We start from the raw sequence: 21,404 nt of genomic DNA, 5'->3' as shown, positions 1-21,404 counted from the left end.
GGATCACCTCCCAAGCACTGATGTCATGACCCGACGAAGGTCTGCGACGGGATCTGCCGACAGCGCCTGCGAGCGCCAGCAGACGTGGTGGTCAGGACGCACGAGAACGATGCCGTTGTCACGCACTTCGCTCAGCCCGGCCCAGTCGCCGGTGAAATCATCCCACTGCTGCCGCGCGCCGATGGCGTGGGCCGCGATATCGACACCAAGCTCATGGCCGACGACCTTCGCCGCTTCGATCCACCCCTGTCCGCCGATCCCGGTCAGGACGGTGAACCGGCCGTGGCCGGAGAGATCGAGCGTCGAGGCCTTCTTCCCATCGCCAGAGAAAACCCACGCATGCGGCAGTCGGGCGCCCGGCCAGGTGGTCTGCTGGAAATGCAGTTCCGGGTCCTTGGCAAAGGCGGGTTCCGGTTGACCGTCGGTGACGATCGCATCCGAACGATAGCGCTGGTTCATCTCGACGCCGTGGGCGTCGAACTCGTAGACCTTGGCGGCGATCGCCTTGCGGATAGCGGAGCGCTGTTCTTCCGCCGCCGGCGTATCGCGGCAGCGCGCGTCCATGTTCTGCTGCATCTTCACCGGATCGATGGAATCGAGCAGGCCGAGCGCCTTGAAGATCGGGCCGAACTCTTCAATCGACTTGTTGGCGCGGGTGACGATCTGCTTGGCGACCGGCGCCCGCTCCGTTGTGTAGGTGTCAAGCAGCGTTTCGCTGGCCTGGCCCTTCAGCACGAAGGCGAGTTTCCAGGCAAGGTTGAAGGCATCCTGGATCGAGGTGTTGGAGCCGAGCCCGTTCGATGGCGGATGGCGGTGCGTGGCATCCCCCATGCAGAAGACGCGCCCGTTCGACATCGTCGTCGCATACATGTTGTTGACCGTCCAGGTCGAGACCTGCTTGACCGTCACATCCAGATCCTGCACGCCCACCAGGTCGCGCACCACCTTCTTCGCATGGGCTTCGTCAACGGCCGGTGCCGGCTGGTTGATGTCGTATCCCCAGACGATCAGCCATTCGTTCCAGGGGCGGACCATGCGCACGAGGCCCATGCCGATACCGCCGACGTCGGCCCCCGGTTGCAGCACCCAGTAGAGCACCGAAGGACGATGGGCGACATAACGCGACAGGTCGGCCTCAAACAGGATGTTCATTGAGCCGGCAACGCCCATCCGGCCCTCGAAGGTGAGCCCGGCATGCTCCGCGACCTTCGAATTGCCGCCGTCAGCACCGATCAGATACTTCGAGCGAACGGTGATTTCCTTGCCGGTCAACCGGTCGAGACACGTCGTGGTAACGCCTTCGCCGTCCTGCACATGGCTGACATATTCCGTCGACATCCGCGCCTGGGTACCGCGCGAGCAAGCCGTCTTGAACAGGAGCGGCTCCATGAAAGTCTGGGGCAGATCGTTCATCTGGCTCGGCGAGGATAGCTTGTGTTCGGCGCGCGAGACCGGGTGCTTGCCCCAGCTTTTCATGCGCCCGATCTCTTCGCCCGCAAGCGAGGTACAAAAGACGTTCTCGCCCATCAGGTCCTGTTCGGCGGCGAACATATAGACCTCGTCTTCCACGTCCCGGCCGAGATCGCGCAGGACCTCCATCGTGCGCTGGTTTGTAATATGCGCGCGTGGCGTGTTCGCCAGCCAGCGATAGCGGTTGATCACCATGTTTTCGATGCCGTAGCTCGAAAGCAGGGCGGCCGTGGCGGAACCGGCTGGCCCCGTGCCGATGATGAGTACGTCGGTTGTGATATCAGCCATTTGGTCCTCCCTTAGGCATGTGTGCGAGTGGTCCGCCGATCAATTTGCGACGGACCGGAAAGAGCTGGATGCCGGTGCGATCGGAGAACAGACCCCAGAGACCGCGCGGCGAAAAGAGCATGACGAGAATGCCGATGAGGCCCAGGACCAGCAGGTACCAGGAGCCAAAATCGGCGAAGAGCTTTTGCAGCAGGAAGAAGAGCACCACGCCGACGATCGGTCCTTCGATGGTGCCGATCCCGCCGATCACCACGATGAAGATGACGTAGGCCGTCCAATCGGTGACGGAAAAAGCCGCGTCCGGCGAAATGCGCGCCTTTTGCACGTAGATCAGCGCGCCGGCCATCCCGGTGACGAAGGCCGTCGCAACGTAGACCATAGCCTTCATGCGCCGGGCGTCGACGCCGACGGCACGGGCGGCCTGCTCGTTGTCGCGCACGGCCGCAAGACCGAGCCCCTGCTTGCTTCGCAGCAGGCGGTAGATGCAGCCGATGGTCGCGAGCGCCAGCAGGAGCGCGATCCAATAGGTGAGGGCATCGCTGGCCGCGGCCGCCTTCATACCGAAGAGGTCGCGCACGATATCGACGCCTGCCATGTCCTTCGTCGCTTCGCGCGGCAGCGACGTGCCGGTGCCCCCGCCGAGCGCCTTCCACTGTGCCAGGAGCAGCCGCACAACCTCGGCCACCACCCAGGTGCCGATGGCGAAATAGGGCCCCTGGAGCCGGAAGGTGAAAAAGGCCGTCGGGATGGCGAGAAGCGCCGAAAGAGCGCCGGCAATCAGGATCGCAACGATGGGGTCGACGCCCGCCAGAATGACCGCACCGAACATCGCATAGGCGCCGAAGCCGACGAAAACCTGCTGGCCGACCGAGATCAGCCCGGCATAGCCAGCAAGCAGGTTCCAGTTCTGCGCCAGCACCAGCATGGTCAGGATGAAGAAGAGATCCTGCACGGCGCCGCGGGACACGAGGAGGGGAGCTGCAATCGCAAGCGCGAGGCCGGCGACTGCCGCCAAAGCTGCAAGCGATGAGGTTCCGCTCCGGGTTTCGACCTTGAAGGACGGAATGGCGATGGACATCGGCTTGACCTCAATCGACGGCGCGAGGGAAAAGCCCGCGCGGCTTGATGACGAGAACGGCGAGGAAGGCGAGATGTCCGGCAAGGATCTGCCATTCCGGATTGACGGCCGCCCCAAGCGTCTGCGCAACGCCGAGAATGACCCCGCCGGCAAGCGTTCCCCAGAGCGAGCCGAGGCCCCCGATGATCACGGCTTCGAAGGCGTAGATCAGCCGGGACGGGCCCGATGTCGGATCGAAATTGGCGCGCGTGCCGAGATAGAGGGCGGCGATCGTCACCACGACCATGGCAAGTCCGGTCGCCATGGCGAAAACGCGTTGCGGGCGAATACCCATCAGACCGGCCGTCACGACGTCGTCGGAGGTCGCGCGGAAGGCGCGGCCGAGCGCCGTCCGATAGATCAGCTGGTTGAGGCCGAAGATGACGAGGAGCGCCGACAGGAAGGTCATCAACGGCATCAGGCCGATGTTGAGCTGGCCGACGCCGATCGAAGCACTCTCCAGCGCCCCGATGGAGACGCGGCGGCTATCGGCGGAAAACGCTTCGAGCAAGCCATTCTGGAGGACGATGGAGATGCCGAAAGTGACGAGCAGCGGCGGCAAGACGTCCTTGCCGAGCGTGCGATTGAGCACGAAGTATTGCAGGGCCCAACCTGCCAGGAACATCAGCGGCGCGGCAATGAGCGCCGCCAGGAATGGATTGAGGCCGAGCGCCGAGGTCAGCAAAAGGATCAGGAATGCGGCAAGCACGATCAGGTCGCCATGGGCGAGATTGACGAGCCGCATGATGCCGAAGACCAGGCTCAGGCCGGCGGCAAACAGGGCGTAGAGCCCGCCGAGCAGAACGCCCTGCACGACCGTGTCAATGAAGCTCATGGCGCGGCGCTCCGAAATAGGCCTGGTGGATCTGCTCGCGGGTCAGCACTTCCGGACGCCCCGAAAGCGTGACACGCCCTTCCATCAGGCAATAGACCTGGGTTGCGACCTTGAGCGCCTGGGCGATGTCCTGCTCGACGATGACGATCGAGGCACCCGTTGCGCGAATGCGCGGGAAAGCCGCATAGATGTCGCGAACGACGACCGGTGCCAGGCCGAGGCTGATCTCGTCGCAGAGCAGCACGTCCGGGTTGGACATGAGCGCCCGGCCGATCGCCACCATCTGCTGCTGGCCGCCGGAAAGGGCCGTCGCCGGGTTGTTTCGACGCTCGCGCAGGATAGGGAAGAGCTCATAGACACTCTCGAGCGTCCACGGTCCCTGTCCTTTGCGGCCATAGGCGCCGATCAACAGGTTCTCCTCGACGGTCAGCGACGGGAACAGCCGGCGGCCTTCCGGTACCATGGCGATGCCGCGGGCAAGCACGTCGGGTGCTGCCAGCGCGCCGATCGGTTCATCGCGATAGACGACCATGCCCGGCTCGCTTGCGAGCACGCCCGAAATCGCGCGCATCAGGCTGGTCTTGCCCGCGCCATTGGCGCCGATGATCGCAACGGTTTCCCCCTTGGCTACGGCGATATCGACACCGAAAAGGGCCTGGAAGTCGCCGTAGAAGGCCTTGAGCCCTCTGGTTTCAAGCATCGCCGTCATAGCTCGATCCCCAGATAGATCTCCTGGACGGCACGCGACGCCATGAGCTCGTCGGGTTTTCCAATGCCGATCACCTTGCCGAAATTGAGAACCAGAAGCCGCTCGACCACCGAGGTCAGCGCATGAAGCACATGTTCGATCCAGATGACGGCAACGCCCTTTTGCTGGATGGCGCTGATGGTCGCGACCAGTTGGTGGCATTCGGCTTCCGTCAAACCGCCGGCGATCTCGTCCAGCAGCAGCAGCCGGGGTTCGGTGGCAAGCGCCCTTGCCAGTTCCAGCCGCTTGCGTTGCAGAAGGGTGAGGCCACCGGCCAGTACATTCGCCTTGTCGAAGAGGCCCGTGTCCACCAGGATTTCGGCGCAGCGGTCACAGGCTTCCGCCTCGCGCCGCCGCGCGCCAAAACTGCCCGCGACGAGCAGGTTCTCAAAGACGGTCAGCTTTTCGAAGGGCTGCGGGATCTGGAAGGTCCGCCCCATGCCCGAAAGACAGCGGGCCATCGGCGGCGTTCGGGTGACATCCACGCCGCCGAAGCGGACCGTGCCGCTGTCGGCGGCGATGTTGCCGGTAATCAGATTGAACAGCGTCGACTTGCCGGCGCCGTTTGGCCCGATGATGCCCAGCGCCTCACCCTCGCCAACCGAAAAGCTGATCTCGTCGGCGACGGTCAGCGCGCCGAAGCGCTTCGAGACCCGCTCGAGCTCTAACAGAGACATGCCTGACCCTCCTCGGTCACGGTCCCACGCCATCAGGCGCTTAAACGATCGCTTCCATTTTTCCACCGGCGGGGATGTTCGGCGCCGTCTTGTTGTCGGTAATGACGAGGTCGTAGCCGCCGGCGTCCTTCAGCCGCCACTGACCGCCGACGAGCGGCGTCTTGGCGACGTTGCGGGCAGCAAACGGCGGGAGTCCCTTGCCGTCCCATGCAATGGGACCGACGAGCGTATCGAGTTTTGTGGCGGCGATTGCCTGGGCCACTGCGTCGCCGTTCGTCGGGTCGTCGGCCCGCGTAACGGCGTCGACGGCCAGTTCGAAGAGGGCGTGGGCAAAGCCGATCGGCTGCGTCCATGGCCGGCCGGTCGCCTTGGTGAAAGCGTCGGCCACTTGAGCGGATGTCTCGCCTGTCAGCGACGAGGCGAAGGGGTGGCTCGGCGACCACCAGACTTCGGACGAGAGATTGTGCCCGGCCTTGCCTAGCGCTTCGACCGCCTGCGGGAACAGCAGCGCCTTGCCGATCGAGGCGACCTTCGGCACGAAACCCTGCTGTTTGGCCTGGTTCCAGAAGGTCGTGAAGTCTGGAGGGATCACCACGCCGGTAACGATCTCGCATCCAGCCGATTTGAACGCATTGATCTGGGCAGAGAAATCGTCCGTCATGTTCTGGTAGCGGCCGGGATCGGTGAGCCCGTAGCCAAGCTTTTCGAGGACCGGCGGGAAACCCACGGTCCCGTCGCCCCAGGCATTGCCGTCACCGTCATTGGGGAAGAGGCCACCGACCTTGTGGTTCGTCTCGACCTGGGCCCACATGTTGGTGAAGACGGCGATCACATCCTCGAGGCCCCAGAAGAAGTGATAGGCATAGTCGAACGGTTTCCACGAAGAGGGATCGCCTGGATTGCCTTGCTGGCCGATGAACCAGGGCTGCCATGGCGCAACCGTCGAGATGCACGGCATCTGTTCGGCTTCGCAGGTGGTTGCAACAGGGTTCGTCGTCTCAGGCGTCGAGGCGACGAGGACCAGATTGACCTCGTCATCGACGATCAGCTGCTTGGCCACTTCCGCCGCCCGGTTGGGGTTCGACTGGCTGTCCTTGACCACAACCTCGAAGTTTTGGCCCTTTGCCTTGGTCGCCGCCAGGAAGGCGTCGATGACGAATTTGTCGGCTTCGCCGAAGGCGGCGAGCGGTCCGGTTTGCGGGCTCACATAACCAAGCTTGATCGCCGTGTCCTTGGCGATCGCCGGCATCGCAAGACCGGATGAAAAGGCGACTGCGCCACCTGCGGCTGTCGTCTTCAGAAAATCGCGTCTCGTCAGCATGGTTCCTCCTCCCAATGCCCTTCCTCCCGAAGGGTGTCGTCAGTTCGTCGGCCGGTTGCCCTCCCAGGCATCCTGCAGCAGCGCCCGAATGGATTGGCGGTCGATCGGGCGTGGGTTCCAATAGGGGTTTTCGGTCGCAATCGTGGCGGTCCGATCGAGATCTGCCTCCGAAAGACCGAGGTCCTTCAAGGCGAGTGGTGCGCCGAGCGAATTTGCGAAATCCCACAAGCCGCCGCCAACCGATCCGCCGAAAGTCCGGGCCACGGGCTCAAGCAGGTCAGGTACGGCCGCGGCGTTATAGGCCGCCGTATGCGGCAGCATGATCGCGTGGGTTTCCGCATGCGGCGTATCGAAGGTGCCGCCCAGCGTGTGGCAAATCTTGTGATGCAGCGCCATGCCGACCGCGCCCAGCACGGTGCCCGAGAGCCAGGCGCCGTAAAGCGCTTCGACACGCGCCTCGCGATCGCGCGGCGTCCCGATGATCGTCGGCAGGCTCGTCTTGAAGGCTGACAAGCCTTCTTTCGCCATCAGCGAAGAGATCGGGTTACGATCCTGCGCATAAAGCGCTTCGACCGCATGGGCCATGGCGTTGAGCGCGCTGGTCACGCTCATGCCGACCGGCAGGCCGAGAGTCAGCTCGGGATCGTAAATCACCACCTCCGGCAGGATCGAAGCATGCCTGACGGTCGTCTTTCGGCCGCCTTCTGTCTGTCCGAGGATCGGCGTTACTTCCGAACCGGCGTAGGTGGTCGGGATAACGACTTGAGGCAGATCGGTGCGGTAGGCGATCGCCTTGCCGAGCCCGGTGGTGGATCCGCCGCCAAGGGAGACGACACAGTCGGCGCCGCTTTGGTTGACCGCTTCCATCGCCTTTGCCGTGACCTCGACTGGCGTATGCATCACGGCCCCGGCAAAAACGCCTGCGGCAAGTGGCCCGAGCCGCTCCGCCAATGCTTCCGCGTCTGCCCGTTGCTGCGGTGTTGAGAGCACCAACGCTCGGCTGCACCCAAGCTTTTCGACCCAGGCTCCGGCCTCGCGGCTCCTGCCTTCGCCAAAGACGATGTGCGCCGCACTGCCCTGGTAGGTGAAATTGTTCCTCACGACCCAGATCCTTCCCTTGCCCTCGCCATCAGGAACTTGAAGTCCAGCCGCCAGCCAGGCTTGCCGCCGATGTCGGAGCATTTGAATTCGTGCACCAGTTCCGGCTTGACGCCGAAGATCGCGTCCTCGTCGATATGAGGATCGCTGCCGTCGTAGATATGCGTCGTAATCGTCTGGAAACCTGGAGCGGTGACGATGAAATGTAGATGGGCTGGGCGCCGGAGCGAACAACCCGCCTGGCCAAGGAGCTTGCCCACCGGCCCGTCTTCCGGGACGCTGTAGCCGGCGGGGCGCACCGTCAGGTAGTCGAACCGCCCTTCGCGATCGGTCTTGAAGACGCCGCGCAAATTAAACTCCGGTTGCAGGTCCGGTTGCTGGTTCTCGTAGAAACCTGCGGCGTTCGCCTGCCAGGTCGTGACCTCCGCGCCCTCGATCGGGTGGCCGTCGAGATCGAGCAATTGCCCGAAGACCGCCAGCCGCTCGCCGACGCCATCGAGCGAGATGTTGCTGCCGGATATGCGTTTCGGCGTGTCGGCGCGAAAGAACGGCCCACGGACCGTATTGGGTGTCGCCTGTTTCGGCCGACGGGAGTTGATCTCATCGACCAGCGCCGAAGCGCCAAGCAGGTCGAACAGCAGACCCCACTCCTGCCGCCGCTCGTCCGTGGTGTGACCAACCTCGGTCAGAAACTCGATCATTTTGCGCCAGTCGGCTGCGCTGGGACGCAATTCCCTGATAAGCCCGTGAAGGTGGGTGACGACCGTGCGCAGCACCAGCGGCAGCGAGCCGTCGTCGGCTTTCGATATTCGCTGTGCGAAAGCCTCGGTGAAGGCTGCTTCATTGGGATTCGAAACCATCGCGCCCCGCATCACACCCCTCCAGACACTTGGCTGAAATGAAAGCTAACACGGGCATCTGGCGCGATTGATGATTTTACTCTGAGTTAATATAATCAATTGTTATGAAGATAGACGAACGCCATCTTGTTCAGCTCGCTGCGGTCGTGAAAGCCGGCGGTGTCACCGAAGGGGCAGCGCTGCTCGGACTGTCGCAGCCGGCGATCTCGCGCACCATTGCCATGCTCGAAAAGCGCCTGGGCGAACCGCTTTTCGTCAAAGGGCGGCGGCCGCTGCAACCGACGCCGCTCGGGCGCGCGCTCGCCGATCATGGCCAGGTCATGCTGTCGGCCTCACGCAAGGCGTCCGATACGATCGAGAGCTTTCGCCTCGGCAAAAGCGGTCTGGTGCGCGTGGGCGGTACGCCATTTTTCATGGACGCCTTGATCGCGCCGATGATCGCAGACTTCCAGGCACAAAACCCTGACGTCAGGATTGACCAGAGCTACGGCTACATGGCCGACCTGCGCGCTGCCCTGAAGGGTGATCAGATCGATCTTGCCATCTGCCCGCTCGATATTCTTGAGGAGGGATCGGGCTTGGCGTTCCAGAAGGTGCTTCCCGGCCGAAACGTCGTCGCCTGCCGGGTCACGCATCCGCTTCTGTTGAAGAGACGGCCGCAGCCGTCGCAGCTTCTCGAATATCCCTGGGTGGCGCCGCCGCCGGGAAGCCCGCTGCTAGCGGACCTTCATAGCCTGCTGCTCTCCTTCGGGGCGACCGAGATCAAGATCCGCTACACGGGTGGCTCACTCATGAGCCTCGTCAACTATCTAAAGGGTATCGACGCCTTGACGGTGCTTCCGCACAGTGTCGTCTTTGCGCTACGCAACGAAAAATCGATCACGGCGCTTCCGGTTTCCGTCCCGCACCCGGAACGTGCTCTTGGGCTTCTGAGGCGCGCGACCTCGGCGCATACCCCAGCCATCGAAAAATTCTCGCAACATATCCGCCACAGCTTCGATCAGCTTCAGCACCTCATCCATCGACATGAACAGGCCGTGGTTTGGGGTGTTTAGTTGGATTGCGCCCATGCGAATCGGCAACCGCATTCCGGATCTGTGAGGGGACGACCTCGATCGCGACGACGGCGTCGGTTCGTTCGAGCGAATTCAAGTTCCGTCCGTGGATCGAATGCATGTCGGTGTCCGCTTGAGGCCGCGGGCGTCCGTAAAACCGCTTAGGAGTCCAGGAAAGAGAGTCCCGGCGAGTCCGGCGCGGCAAAAACCATCGCTTTCTCCATTTGTGCCGCGCAAGCATGTGATCGGCGCTTGACCGGTTTTTCCTGTTGACGTCTCCGACATCACGCGGGCACCATTTGCTCCTCGGGCGAAGGCCTCGGCGGCCAGTTTTGTTCAAGACGCGGGCCTGGAGCGGACGAAGCAGGGCTTTGTCGTGCTTGGAGCCGCTGTTCTTCCTTGTGGGCGTCGCCTGGCCACCGGAGGCGATCCCGCCTGGGTTGCGGGCCGCGAGCTACGCCCTTCCAAGCACGTCGGGGATTGATGCGCTGGTTCGAGCAAACCAGATGGGGTCCGCTTTCGGCGATGTCTTCAAGGACTGGGCGCGGCTCTGGATGCTGGCATTCATCTATGCCGCCCTCGCCATGATCTCCGCTCGGTTCGTCACTTCACGGAGGGGCGTCAATGAACGCTAGATCCATGCGCCTACCGATCATTGCCGTGACCGCATTGGCCCTCTCGACATCTGCTGCGTCGTTTGCTGCGGCGGCGGACAGGGGGGCCATCGCCGGCATGGTCAGGCGAACGGAAATCCGCATCGCTCCCGAGACATCCGGCCGCCTCGCCAGCGTTGCCGTAAAACCCGGACAGAAGGTGCGCAAAGGCGACTTAATCGCGGTGTTGGACAATCCAGATCTGTCAGCGCTTGTCGGAGAAGCGAGGGCGGCGGCCGCGAGCGCGAAGGCAGAGCGCGACCGGATCTATTCCGGCGTCAGGCGCGAACAGGTTGATATTGCAGTGGAGGCCGTGCGCACGGCCGAGGCAAACCTGGTCCTTGCGCAACAGGAGAACGACCGGGCGACCGCACTTGCGGCCAAAAACTTCGCAAGTCGGCAAACGGCCAACGAAGCCGCTGCCTCTCTCGCCAAGGGCGAGGCAGATCTGGAGGTAAAACGCGCCCAGGCAGAGGCAGCGAATGCCGGTCCTACGGTTGAAGAGCGGGCGCTCGCGGACGCCAGGGTCGCACTTGCCGAGGCGACGGTGGCCAGTATTCAAGCCAAGCTCGACAAGACAAGCCTCGTTGCGCCAGCCGATGGCACGATCAACATCCGCGTCGCCGAACTTGGGGAGATCATCGGGCCGGGAAAACCTGTCGTAACGATGGACGTCGACGACCGGTCGTGGTTTGCCTTCACCGTGCGCGAAGACGATCTCCGGGGCATGACGGTCGGCACCTCCGTAACGCTTTCAACGCCGAACGGGCTGTCCGTCCCGGCACATGTGACGGAACTTCGGCCGTTGGGCGAGTTCGCGACATGGCGAGCGGCGCGGGCTGTCGGAGACCATGACCTCAACAGCTTCCGCGTTCGATTGGAGGCGGATATGCCCACGAGCGATATCGAGCCTGGCATGACCGTGCTGCTCGCTCGTCCCTAAAGTTGGCGGCTACGCGGGTGCCGTTGGATGGGAAAGGCTCCTTCGACCTGCCGAGACAGGTTTGAGAGCCGGGGACATTGGACGCTGGACGTTGCAGACAACTTTGCGGGGACCGGCGTCTTGCCTTCGGGTCGATAGCCGCAGGCACGAACGGCAGCAAAAACGTCGTCTGCACCCTCGCCAGATGGAGGCGGTACCCCGAGGATTTCGTTGTCGATCGAACGCGCAGCCCCCGAGCGGCGCTGCGGTCGGAGGCTGCGTTTCGTTTCGTCGACCGGGATCATGTGGTCCTCGGTGGCGAGATACCAGCTCGGCTTTTCCTTCCAGGCGGGCTTGCTCACCTCGGCCTGAAGCGCCTCGAGGTCCCACGGAACCTGGCTATTGGCCATGAAGGCGGCGAGACCGGGCTCGACGTCTGCGGCAAAGGTGGCGGCGAACTTCTCGACCAGCGGCCGAAAAGCCGCCAAGCGCTTCGGGCGGGCATTCGTTGCCACCCTGTTGCGCCGTGGATCGTCCACGGCGCGGCCCATCGTCTAGAGCGCACGGCTTTCGTAGCCGGCGGCCCTCAGGGCGTCGGCGATCGGGCCAGCGGCAGCGGCGGTTTCGACGCTGACTTCCCTCTTGCCGAGATCGACCTTGATCGTTGCCTGCGGATCGACGCTCAGGATCGCCTTTTGGACGGCACCGGCGCAGTGGCCGCAGGTCATGTTGTCGATCTTGTAGTTCTGCATGCTTGTCTCCTTCGTTTCGTTGTGAGAGAAACATGGCGGTTCCCACCGTTGGAAGGTCAAGAGGGCCTTTCAACATATTTTTTTCGAGGGTTTCTGGGCCCTTCGGATGGTGGCGAATACGCGAAAGGCGCCGTTTCGGCGCCGACAAATGCTCCGAAAAATTTGAAAGTCTTTCCTCATCGATCCCGGGAATGGACGGCTAGCGGTCCGGCTCCGGAAGTCGCACAATCCCAAGGCTGTGCAAAAGGCATTCGCGTCGTCCGAAAGAGGGCGGACGATCGCCAGCCGGCACGAAGCCTTAAGCGAAGCGATCGCTCCGGAAACTCCGGGCGTTCGAAATGCACTGGTCGGGAACTGGAGGAGACGGTTTCCCGGTCACTGTCGTTCGGCTGCGTCGTGGTGACGCCGCCAAGGGAGGAAAGATGTTTGAACGACTATTCAAGCTGAAAGAGCATCAGACGACGGCGCGCACCGAGGTGATCGCCGGTATCACGACATTCCTGACGATGTCCTACATCATCTTCGTCAACCCCGACATCCTGTCGAGCACGGGCATGGATAGGGATGCCGTCTTCGTCGCAACCTGTATCGCCGCCGCACTCGGCTCCGCCGTCATGGCGCTCGTCGCCAACTGGCCGATCGGCATGGCGCCCGGCATGGGCCTCAACGCCTTTTTCGCCTTCACCGTCGTCGCTGCCCTCGGCTTCACCTGGCAACAGGCGCTCGGTGCGGTCTTCATTTCGGGCGTGATCTTCCTGATCCTCACCGTGACCGGTGTGCGAAGCTGGCTGATCGCCGGCATCCCGCATTCGCTGAGAAGCGCAATTGCCACCGGTATCGGCCTCTTCCTCGGCATCATCGCCTTGAAGAACGCCGGCATCGTCGTCGACAACCCGGCAACGCTCGTCGGTCTCGGCGATCTCAAGCAGACCGGACCGCTGCTCGCGATCCTCGGCTTCTTCGTGATCGCCGTGCTCGATGCGCTGAAGGTTCGCGGCTCGATCCTGATCGGCATCCTTGTCGTCACGGTTCTGTCGATGATCCTTGGCGTCAGTGAGTTCAAGGGCATCGTCTCGGCGCCGCCGAGCATTGCTCCGACCTTCCTGCAGCTCGACATCATGGGCGCTCTGCATGGCGGCCTGCTGCACGTCATTCTCGTCTTCGTACTCGTCGAAGTCTTCGACGCAACCGGCACCCTGATCGGTGTTGCCAAGCGCGCGAAGCTGGTCGAAGAGGGCAAGCCGAACCGTCTCGGCCGCGCGCTTCTCGCCGACAGCACCGCGATCGTCGCCGGCTCGCTGATCGGTACCAGCAGCACCACCGCCTATGTCGAAAGCGCCTCGGGCGTTCAGGCCGGCGGCCGCACGGGCCTGACCGCACTCACAGTCTGCGTGCTGTTCCTGGCGGCGCTGTTCTTCTCGCCGCTGGCAGCCGCCGTTCCGTCCTATGCGACGGCACCGGCTCTGCTCTATGTCGCCGGCCTGATGATGCGCGAACTGACCGAAGTCGACTGGGACGACCTGACGGAAGCGGCACCGGCTGCGCTCACCGCGCTCGCCATGCCCTTCACCTACTCGATCGCCAACGGCCTCGCCTTCGGCTTCGTGAGCTATGTCGTCTTGAAGGTCTGCACCGGAAAGTGGAGCGTCATCCACCCGGCCACCCAGATCGTCGCCGCACTCTTCATCGTGCGCTTCGCGTTCTTTGCTGAGTAATACGAAACTTGGCCGGGGCATCGTCGCCTCGGCCAATCAGAACTTCCCCGTAAGTGCTGGCTGGAGCAACGAAAATGTTGCCCCGGCCTTTTTCTGATCTGGCTTTTTTAGGTACGCAAATCCGGACGGAAAACCGTTTCACACTTTTCCTGGACTTGCTCAGTATTGCGCTGCCGGCAGATGCACCACCAGGCCATCCAGATCAGCCGAGATCGTGATCTGACAGCTCAGGCGGCTGCGTTCGTTGGGATTGACCACGCACTCGATCATGTCCTGCTCCTGAAAATCCGGCGCCGGCAGGCGTTCGGCCCATTCGCCGTCGATGTAACAGTGACAGGTGCCGCAGGCGCAGGAGCCGCCGCATTCGGCGGCAATCGCGTCGATGCCGTTCTGCACCGCCGCGGACATCAGCGATTGGCCGACCTCCGCCTGCACTTCTTTGGTCGTGCCGTCCGCGTCGATGAAGACGATCTTGGGCATGGGTATTCTCCGGTTCTTAGAATGTCGGTTTCAGTGCGGGTCAGGCTGGCCGGATGGCGATCTTCAGCCGCTTGGGGCCGCGCACCGAAAGACCGCGCTTGTATTCCGGTTCCCGCTCGGCGAGTTCGATGGTCGGGAAGCGGCGAAGCAGGGTGCTGAGGATGATATCCATGTCGAGCCGCGCGAGGTGGTTGCCGAGACAGAAGTGCACGCCGCCGCCGAAGGCGAGGTGGCGGTTGGGCGTGCGGCCGATATCGAAGGTGTCGGCGTTCTCGAACTGCTTGGGGTCGCGGTTGGCCGCACCGTAAAGCAGGCCGAACTTGGTGCCACGCTCGAAGTGCCGGCCGCAGATCTCGACGTCCTCGACGCAATGGCGGTGGAAGAAGGGAAGCGGGGATTCGTAGCGGAACATCTCCTGGACACCGGTCTGGATCAGGCCGGGTTCGTTCCTCAGCCGCGCCATCTGCTCGGGAAAGCGCAAGAGCGCATGCATGCCGCTGCCGAGCACGTCGATCGTCGAGCCGTGGCCCGCCATCAGGATCAGCATGCAGGTCGAGATGAACTCGTCGAAGTTCATTGCGCCGGAGCGCTCCGCCTCAATCAGCACCGAGATGAGATCATCTTTCGGCGCGCGCTCGCGCTCGGCCTTCAGCGCCGTCAGATACTCGTAGAACTCGGTGGTGTTGTCTTCGGCGATCTTCTTGCGTGCGTCGGAACGGTCGACGTCGAAGAACTGCACGATGTTTTCCGACCAGATGCGGAGCTGCGGACAGTCTTCGTCCGGCACGCCGAGCAGGCGGCCGATGATATGGCCGGGAACGTGGGCGGCGAGGTCATCGACGAAATCGATCTCGCCGCGATCCGCAAGGCTGTCAATCAGGCGGTCGACATAGGCCTGGATCTGGTCGCGCAGCTTGGCGATCATGGCCGGCGTGAACAGCTTGAACACCTGCTTGCGCAGCCGGTCGTGCACGGCGCCGTCGCTGTCGAGCAGGCTGAACTGGACGAAGCGCTCGTGGTGCGGCATGTCATGCCAGTTGGCGGCGCGCTGCAGTTTCGCAAGCTCCTCGGCGGTCGCAATGTCCTCGAGCGAGCGCACCATGCGCTTGTCCATGACGATCGCCGAGACATCCTCGAAGCGCGAAGCCAGCCAGATGTCGAGGTCCGGGAAGTAATGCAGCCCTTCCTTCTCACGCAAGGCGCGGTAGGTCGGGTAGGGATCGCGGGCAAAATCCGGGGACAACGGCGCGAAGGTCAGCTTTGCGGCTTCGCCGTTCGGCGTGGCTTCGGTCATGGGCAATACTCCGTGCATAAAGCTGCATGATAGCGTCGCCACGGTCTCGTTGGGAATGGTACGCTGTCGCAAGATGATGGACAAAACTCGCATTGACTGACAAAAAACGCGGATGCTGTCTGAAAACGAAGAGATCCATTTCCATACGCCGGCCAAATTTGCCGATGCGTTTCCCTATCTGGCGCTGGTCGCCGGAAGCCGGACCGCCCATCCTGAGGAAGCGCCGATCCGCAAGCGGTTCCACCAGCATGTCTTTGTCTACACCACCGGCGGCTGCGGGCTGATAGAGGTGCGCGGTCAACGGTTCCTGGCCGAAACGGGCAATGTCGCCTGGCTCGATACCGCGCAGGCCTATTCGCACAGCTGCGCGCCCGACAGCGAAAACTGGCGCTATCTCTGGATGGGGATCGAGGGGCACGGTCTCGATGCGCTCTACCAGTTCCTGGGTGTCCAGCAGTCGCCATTGTTCGCGCCGAGGGATACGCAGACGGCACGCGCTGCCTTTGAGGCCGTGAGCGGGTTTCTTGCGGAACGCTCGCCTGCGACCGATGCCTTGGCGAGTGCGGCTATCTCCGGGCTGATCGTGGACATGATCGGTCCGCGTCTGACCGGCAGTGAGCCGGGCGAGGATGCACCGGGCGAGGATCGTTTGTTGGCTGTTCTTTCAGCGATGCGTGACGATCTCGCCCGCGCCTGGGCGATCGATGATCTCGCGGCCCTAGCGCGGCTTAGCCAGTCGCAACTCTTTCGCCGTTTTCGCGATATGGTGGGCACGACGCCGATGGACTGGCTGCGCCACGAGCGCATCAACCAGGCGAAGCGCCTGCTGGTCGGCCGCGATGCGAAGGTTTCCGCGGTGGCGGCTATATGCGGCTACCCGGATCCCTATCATTTCTCGCGCGATTTCCGCCGGGTGACGGGATACACGCCGACGAAGTTCCGTCGGGATGGCGGCTACTGATGTCGATTGATGGGCATCAGGCAAACAGTTGACGCCCCGTGACCCACGCACCGATGACCCGGTCAGTTGACCGGGCCATTCGTTCATTCATACAATCAGGAACGGCTCCTTGAAGAAGTGTTCCTCCAGATTGACGCCTTCGCCGCCGCGGTCGACAACCGCGAAATCCGAGACATCTTCGAGTGGTGTCAGGATGCCGTGCCAGACATTGCGGGCGATGTTGACGCCTTGGCCCGGTGTGGTCTTGAAGGCGATCGGTTCACTCGGGCCTTCGTCGGTTTCCCGGGAGACGACGACGAGGAACGGATTGTCGCTCAAGGGAATGAAAGCCTGGCTGCCGAGCGGATGTCGCTCGACCATGGTGAGCTTGAGCGGCAGCGGATAGGGTTCGCCGCGCACCAGGCTGATCATCGGCCGGGCCTTCTCGCCCGTCGTTTCGATCTTGGCGAGATCGTGATAGCGGGTGCATTTGCCGCCGTTGATGGGGAAGTTGTGGGCGTTCTCCGTTTCGATTACGTCGCCGTAGGGCGCAAAGGCCTCCCGGGTCAGTGGCTGTATGACGATCTCCTTCATGCAACGCTCCTCCGTGCAATGTTGATCGATGGCAGCAATTCCTGAGCAAGCTGCTCTTTGGGGGAATTGCAGTTCAGGTCCGATCATCTCGCCTCCTCGGCGAAACGATCTAGTTGCCGGCATTCGCAATACGCCCGAAGACACGCAGCCGGCTGACGCCGCCATCGGGGAAGATGTTGAAGCGCACATGGGTCACCGGGCCTGAGGCCGCGAGTTCATGTGCTTCATAGCTGTGCAGGCTGTCGGCCGAGAGCTTCTGCTGCGGCAGAACCTCGCGCCAGAACATCGACGATGCGGTGACCGAGGCAGCCAGTTCGCACGTGGCACCGCTGAGGTCGGCTGCCTGTAGCGAGCAGGCATCCGGGTAGTTTCCCTTGAAGTGGGCAGTGTCGACCACGATCCGCTCGACCTCGCCGCGCGCGGCGAGCTTCACGACAATCCAGTCGTTGCCGGGTTCGCGGCGCCGGCGCGTTTCCCAGCCGTCGCCCATGTTGATCCCGCGCCCGGGGGCAAGCAGGCGCTGGTGGCCGTAGTGGCCGTTCGAATAGGCAATGATCCTCCCGCCCAAGAGCGACGAGGCAAGGTCGACGATCGCATCGCCGATCGCGGGCTGGTCGAGGGCAGGCGTGCCGTAGACCCTGAGGCGGGCGATACCGCCATCGGGATAGATGCGCAGGCGGACATGGCTCCAGACCGCTTCCGATCTGGCCTCGAAATGATGCAGCGCACTCGGCCCGAGCGGTCGAGCACAGACCAGTTCCGTCCACACTGTCCGCTCGTCCGGACCATCGGGTGCCAGGCAGGCGTCGATGGCGCAGGCGGTCGGATAGTTGCCGGTGAAATGCGCGGTATCGACCTCGAAGCCGTGGATACGGCCGCTTGCAGCAAGCGCGATGATGGCGTGATCGTTGCCGGGGCCGCGGCGGCGCCGCGTTTCCCAGCCGTCCATCCACTTGCCGTTCTCGTCATAGACACCGGGATGATAGACCGGCGGCGCGTCCTGAAGCATGCGCTCGAGCGGCGCGAAGAACTCGTCAGTTGCGAAGACCGGCCTCGCGCCAAGACCGGCGGAGGCTAGGTTGATCGCGTTCAGCGCGAATTCGGGCGGGCTCACGCCGTCGGTCGTCATCAAGGCGTCCTCAGCTCGGCAACATGTCCTTGAGGCGCAGATAGGCGATCCGTTCCACCTGTCGGCACGCCGTCTCGAACTCCGTCTCACGATCGTTTTCGACCCGGTTTTCGAAGGCAGCAAGGATTTCGCCCTTGGTGCGTCCCTTGACCGCGAGAATGAACGGGAAGCCGAACTTTTCGACATAGGCCGTGTTGAGCGTGGTGAAGCGCTCGCGCTCTGCGTCGGTCAGCGCATCGAGCCCGGCGGAGGCCTGTTCGTTGGTCGAGCTCTCGGTGAGGCGTTTCGCCTGCGCCAGCTTGCCGGCGAGATCCGGGTGGGCGATCAGAACGGCAAGCCGCTCCTCCGCGGAGGCTTCGCGGAAGACGGCGGAGAGTGCGGCTGTAAGACCGAGCGCGGTGTCGTTGGCGGGTGAAAGCTCACCCTGGAAGGCGCGCTTTGCAATCCATTTCGAATGTTCGAAGACGCCGCCGAACCTGGCGACGAACTCTTCTTCAGAGAGCCGCGACGGGCGATCGTCCCAAGCCTTGAAGGGATAGGTCTCGGCCCAGTAGCGGGCAATGTCGACGCGCTTTGCGAGCCAGACCTTTTCGTGGCCCTGCACATACTCGAGGAAACGGGCCAGTGCTGCGGCGCGGCCGGGACGGCCGACGAGGCGGCAGTGCAGCCCGATGCTCAGCATCTTCGGCGCACCGGCGGTGCCTTCGGCATAGAGCACGTCGAAGCTGTCCTTGAGGTAGCTGAAGAACTGGTCGCCACTGTTGAAGCCCTGCGGTGTGACAAAACGCATGTCGTTGCTGTCGAGCGTATAGGGGATGACGAGCTGATGGCGCCCGGCATGTTCATGCCAGTAGGGCAGGTCGTCCGCATAGGCGTCGGAAACATAGTCGAAGCCGCCAGCTTCGGTGACGAGATCGAGTGTGTTTTCGGAGCAGCGGCCGGTGTACCAGCCGCGCGGACGCTCGCCGGTAACGATCGTGTGCAGCCGGATCGCCTCGGCGATCTCCTGGCGCTCACGCTCTGGCGAGAAATCCTTGTGCTCGATCCACTTGAAGCCGTGCGAGGCGATTTCCCAGCCGGCGTCCTGCATGGCGGCGACCTGTTCCGGTGAGCGCTTCAGCGCGGTGGCGACGCCATAGACCGTCGCCGGCACGCCGCGCTCGGTGAACATGCGGTGCAGCCGCCAGAAGCCGGCGCGCGCGCCATATTCGTAGATCGATTCCATGTTCCAGTGGCGCTGGCCCTGCCAGGCCTGCGCGCCGACGATTTCCGACAGGAACGCTTCGGAGGCTGCGTCGCCATGCAGCACGCAGTTCTCTCCGCCTTCCTCGTAATTGATGACGAATTGCACGGCGATGCGCGCGCCGTCTGGCCATGTGATCTTAAAGTTCGGGCCGTGGCCGTGAAGATCGCGGGGGTATCTCATCAAAGCAGCTCCTCCAGACATTTTCGTCTCTGCATCCAATTTCTAGCGGCGTTTGTTTCGAGCCATTCCCCCCAAAAATTTTGAAAGTCTCGAATGATCCGCTCGCTACCAAGCGAGCCGGATTGCCGGAATACTGCGAGGTGGAAAGCTGACTTCGGGAGGAGTGAACAGAATGCAATCTCATGGTGGAAACGCCGGCCGTTTGACGACGCACGTGCTGGATACGGCAAGCGGCAAGCCGGCCGAGGGGCTGCGCATCGAGCTCTACCGGGTCGATGGCGAGCGCCAGACGCACATTAAATCCGTCAAAACCAATGACGATGGCCGCTGCGACGAGCCGCTTTTGAGCGGCGAGCGCATGCAGACGGGCACCTACGAGCTGCATTTTCACGCAGGTGATTATCTCGGCGGGGCAGCCAAGCGCGGCGAGAACCCGTTCCTCGATGTGATCCCGATCCGCTTCGGCATCGATAACCACGGCGCGCACTATCACGTGCCGCTGCTTCTCTCGCCCTATGGCTACTCCACTTACCGCGGGAGCTGAGCAATGACGATCCAGATCCGCAACACCATCCGTTTTCTCTTGAACCACCGCCTGGTCGAGCTCGCGGACGTCTCACCGGTCGAGACCCTACTCGATTTCCTGCGCATCGACCGCAATCTCAAGGGCACTAAGGAAGGCTGCGCAGAGGGCGACTGCGGCGCCTGCACGGTCCTCGTTGGTCGGCTGCTCGACGGCAAGCTCAAATATGAATCCGTCAATGCCTGCATCCGTTTCGTCGGCTCGCTCGATGGCTGTCATATCGTGACGGTGGATTGTCTGGCACAGCCGGCCGGTCCGCTGCATCCGGTGCAGCAGGCGATGGTCGACACGCACGCCTCGCAGTGCGGCTTCTGCACGCCGGGCTTCGTGATGTCGCTCTATGGCCTCTGGATGGAGAACCCGAAACCGTCCATCGCCGAAATCGAAAAGGCGCTGCAGGGCAACCTTTGTCGCTGCACCGGCTATGCTGCGATTATCCGCGCGGCCGAAGCGATCTCGACGATCGGCGATGTCGGCAAGGATCCGCTGGTCGCCGAACGCGATCGGATCGCCAAAGAATTGGCTGCCCTGCAGGATGGCCGTCGCGTGGAAATCGGTTCTGAGGCCGAACGCTTCATCCTTCCGGGCTCGGTCGACGATTTCGCGGCGGTACTCGAAGCCAACCCGAAGGCGACGATCGTTGCCGGCTCGACCGATGTCGGGCTCTGGGTGACGAAGTTCATGCGTGACATCTCGCCGGTCATTCACCTGACCCATCTCGAAGAGCTGCGCCGGATCACGGTCGATGCGGATGGCGTGACGCTTGGCGCCGGTGTCAGCTATGCCGAAGCCTACCCTGTCATCGTCGAGCACTTCCCCGAACTGACGGAACTGTGGGACCGCATCGGCGGCCAGCAGGTCCGCAACATGGGCACCGTCGGCGGCAACATCGCCAACGGCTCGCCGATCGGGGATACGCCGCCGGCGCTAATCGTGCTCGGCGCGTCGATCACGCTGCGCAAGGGCAGCCGTCGCCGTACTGTGGCGCTCGAGGATTTCTTCATCGCCTATGGCAAGCAGGATCGCGAGCCCGGCGAATTCGTGGAATCCGTGCGCATCCCGTTCGTCTCGGACAACGCCCGTGTCGCCGTCTACAAGGTGACGAAGCGTCTGGACGAGGACATCACCGCCGTCTGCGGCGGCTTCAACATCGCCTTCGACGCCGGTCGGATCACCGACGCGATCATCGCCTTCGGCGGCATGGCTGGCACGCCGAAGCGGGCCGCCAATGTCGAGGCGGCGCTGAAGGGCGCAGAATGGAACGAGGACACGATCGAGCGCGCGGTCGCGGCGTTTGACGAGGACTTCACGCCGCTCACCGACTGGCGTGCGTCGGCGGAGTACCGCCAGTTGGTGGCGAAAAACCTGCTTCGCCGTTTCTATCTCGAAACGCAGTCGGGCGGCCGGATCCGCCTCGACCGCACCATCGCTGTCGCGGTTTAAGGGA

At 63.1% G+C, this 21,404-nt stretch carries 22 protein-coding genes; 7 read left to right on the top strand and 15 right to left on the bottom strand.

Translation table 11 applies throughout. The annotated features are described in order from the left end of the window. Positions 1–3: 3 nt before the first annotated feature. Genes V7S54_RS26070 through V7S54_RS26035 form a run of 8 tightly spaced genes read right to left on the bottom strand, consistent with a single transcriptional unit; the run spans position 4 to position 8,429 of the window. Positions 4–1,758 carry an FAD-dependent oxidoreductase gene (locus tag V7S54_RS26070; protein WP_336408994.1) on the bottom strand — a complete coding sequence of 585 codons (1,755 nt, stop codon included), beginning with the start codon at positions 1,756–1,758 and terminating at the stop codon, positions 4–6. Then, complete coding sequence (locus tag V7S54_RS26065) at positions 1,751–2,836, bottom strand: branched-chain amino acid ABC transporter permease (RefSeq protein ID WP_336408995.1); 1,086 nt, start codon at positions 2,834–2,836, stop codon at positions 1,751–1,753. Before V7S54_RS26065 ends, V7S54_RS26070 begins: the two co-directional genes overlap by 8 nt. Positions 2,837–2,846: 10 nt before the next feature. Next, on the bottom strand, positions 2,847–3,710 hold the full coding sequence (locus V7S54_RS26060) for a branched-chain amino acid ABC transporter permease (protein ID WP_336408996.1): 864 nt from the start codon (positions 3,708–3,710) through the stop codon (positions 2,847–2,849). Then, positions 3,697–4,419 (bottom strand): ABC transporter ATP-binding protein, encoded by a 723-nt coding sequence (locus V7S54_RS26055; protein ID WP_336408997.1) that lies wholly within the window; start codon positions 4,417–4,419, stop codon positions 3,697–3,699. The genes V7S54_RS26060 and V7S54_RS26055 overlap by 14 nt, the downstream gene beginning before the upstream one ends. Further along, complete coding sequence (locus V7S54_RS26050; RefSeq protein ID WP_065374692.1) at positions 4,416–5,135, bottom strand: ABC transporter ATP-binding protein; 720 nt, start codon at positions 5,133–5,135, stop codon at positions 4,416–4,418. Before V7S54_RS26050 ends, V7S54_RS26055 begins: the two co-directional genes overlap by 4 nt. Before the next feature lie 40 nt (positions 5,136–5,175). Beyond that, complete coding sequence (locus V7S54_RS26045) at positions 5,176–6,456, bottom strand: ABC transporter substrate-binding protein (protein ID WP_336408998.1); 1,281 nt, start codon at positions 6,454–6,456, stop codon at positions 5,176–5,178. Positions 6,457–6,495: 39 nt separating this feature from the next. Next, the gene (locus V7S54_RS26040; protein ID WP_336408999.1) at positions 6,496–7,557 is read right to left on the bottom strand and encodes a maleylacetate reductase; all 1,062 of its coding nucleotides are present in this window, start codon (positions 7,555–7,557) and stop codon (positions 6,496–6,498) included. Then, on the bottom strand, positions 7,554–8,429 hold the full coding sequence (locus tag V7S54_RS26035; protein ID WP_442892610.1) for a dioxygenase family protein: 876 nt from the start codon (positions 8,427–8,429) through the stop codon (positions 7,554–7,556). Before V7S54_RS26035 ends, V7S54_RS26040 begins: the two co-directional genes overlap by 4 nt. Before the next feature lie 89 nt (positions 8,430–8,518). On the opposite strand from V7S54_RS26035, the gene V7S54_RS26030 reads away from it, so the two are divergent. The 3 genes from V7S54_RS26030 (at position 8,519) to V7S54_RS26020 (ending at position 11,065) form a co-directional block, all read left to right on the top strand. Then, positions 8,519–9,469: a LysR family transcriptional regulator gene (locus V7S54_RS26030; protein ID WP_065374696.1), complete on the top strand. Its 951-nt coding sequence runs from the start codon at positions 8,519–8,521 to the stop codon at positions 9,467–9,469. A 380-nt stretch (positions 9,470–9,849) separates the two neighbouring features. Then, complete coding sequence (locus V7S54_RS26025) at positions 9,850–10,104, top strand: ABC transporter permease (protein ID WP_336409001.1); 255 nt, start codon at positions 9,850–9,852, stop codon at positions 10,102–10,104. Further along, positions 10,094–11,065 (top strand): HlyD family secretion protein, encoded by a 972-nt coding sequence (locus V7S54_RS26020; RefSeq protein ID WP_336409002.1) that lies wholly within the window; start codon positions 10,094–10,096, stop codon positions 11,063–11,065. Before V7S54_RS26025 ends, V7S54_RS26020 begins: the two co-directional genes overlap by 11 nt. Here V7S54_RS26020 and V7S54_RS26015 read toward each other — a convergent pair. Together V7S54_RS26015 and V7S54_RS26010 are read right to left on the bottom strand one after the other, a co-directional pair. Further along, complete coding sequence (locus V7S54_RS26015) at positions 11,062–11,583, bottom strand: hypothetical protein (RefSeq protein WP_336409003.1); 522 nt, start codon at positions 11,581–11,583, stop codon at positions 11,062–11,064. The genes V7S54_RS26020 and V7S54_RS26015 overlap by 4 nt on opposite strands. Before the next feature lie 15 nt (positions 11,584–11,598). Then, complete coding sequence (locus tag V7S54_RS26010; RefSeq protein WP_336409004.1) at positions 11,599–11,796, bottom strand: heavy-metal-associated domain-containing protein; 198 nt, start codon at positions 11,794–11,796, stop codon at positions 11,599–11,601. 422 nt (positions 11,797–12,218) lie between these two features. On the opposite strand from V7S54_RS26010, the gene V7S54_RS26005 reads away from it, so the two are divergent. Beyond that, positions 12,219–13,511, top strand: coding sequence for an NCS2 family permease (locus V7S54_RS26005; protein ID WP_057249228.1), 1,293 nt, complete (start codon positions 12,219–12,221; stop codon positions 13,509–13,511). 159 nt (positions 13,512–13,670) lie between these two features. On the opposite strand, the gene V7S54_RS26000 is transcribed toward V7S54_RS26005, so the two are convergent. Then, a complete protein-coding gene (locus V7S54_RS26000; RefSeq protein ID WP_336409005.1) occupies positions 13,671–13,991 on the bottom strand; it encodes a 2Fe-2S iron-sulfur cluster-binding protein in 321 nt (106 codons plus the stop codon). Between the two features lie 40 nt (positions 13,992–14,031). Beyond that, a complete protein-coding gene (locus V7S54_RS25995; protein WP_336409006.1) occupies positions 14,032–15,285 on the bottom strand; it encodes a cytochrome P450 in 1,254 nt (417 codons plus the stop codon). 112 nt (positions 15,286–15,397) lie between these two features. Between V7S54_RS25995 and V7S54_RS25990 the strand changes: the two genes are divergently transcribed. Continuing rightward, on the top strand, positions 15,398–16,246 hold the full coding sequence (locus tag V7S54_RS25990) for a helix-turn-helix transcriptional regulator (protein ID WP_336409007.1): 849 nt from the start codon (positions 15,398–15,400) through the stop codon (positions 16,244–16,246). An 87-nt stretch (positions 16,247–16,333) separates the two neighbouring features. Here the strand turns inward: V7S54_RS25990 and V7S54_RS25985 are convergent, their stop codons facing one another. The 3 genes from V7S54_RS25985 to puuE all read right to left on the bottom strand — a co-directional run bounded on the left by V7S54_RS25985 (position 16,334) and on the right by puuE (position 19,374). Then, complete coding sequence (locus V7S54_RS25985; RefSeq protein WP_057249225.1) at positions 16,334–16,819, bottom strand: ureidoglycolate lyase; 486 nt, start codon at positions 16,817–16,819, stop codon at positions 16,334–16,336. A gap of 109 nt (positions 16,820–16,928) precedes the next feature. Further along, a complete protein-coding gene (alc, locus tag V7S54_RS25980; RefSeq protein ID WP_336409008.1) occupies positions 16,929–17,948 on the bottom strand; it encodes an allantoicase in 1,020 nt (339 codons plus the stop codon). Between the two features lie 10 nt (positions 17,949–17,958). Next, positions 17,959–19,374, bottom strand: a complete 1,416-nt coding sequence (gene puuE, locus V7S54_RS25975) for an allantoinase PuuE (protein WP_336409009.1) — start codon at positions 19,372–19,374, stop codon at positions 17,959–17,961. A gap of 172 nt (positions 19,375–19,546) precedes the next feature. Between puuE and uraH the strand changes: the two genes are divergently transcribed. After that, the gene (gene uraH / locus V7S54_RS25970; protein WP_336409010.1) at positions 19,547–19,918 is read left to right on the top strand and encodes a hydroxyisourate hydrolase; all 372 of its coding nucleotides are present in this window, start codon (positions 19,547–19,549) and stop codon (positions 19,916–19,918) included. Between the two features lie 3 nt (positions 19,919–19,921). Next, positions 19,922–21,400 (top strand): xanthine dehydrogenase small subunit, encoded by a 1,479-nt coding sequence (xdhA, locus tag V7S54_RS25965; protein ID WP_336409011.1) that lies wholly within the window; start codon positions 19,922–19,924, stop codon positions 21,398–21,400. Positions 21,401–21,404 lie beyond the last annotated feature (4 nt).

This window comes from Ensifer sp. CCNWLY38, from assembly GCF_037120565.1.
GTDB lineage: Bacteria > Pseudomonadota > Alphaproteobacteria > Rhizobiales > Rhizobiaceae > Ensifer > Ensifer adhaerens_H.
This window is presented reverse-complemented; position numbering and strand designations above follow the sequence as displayed.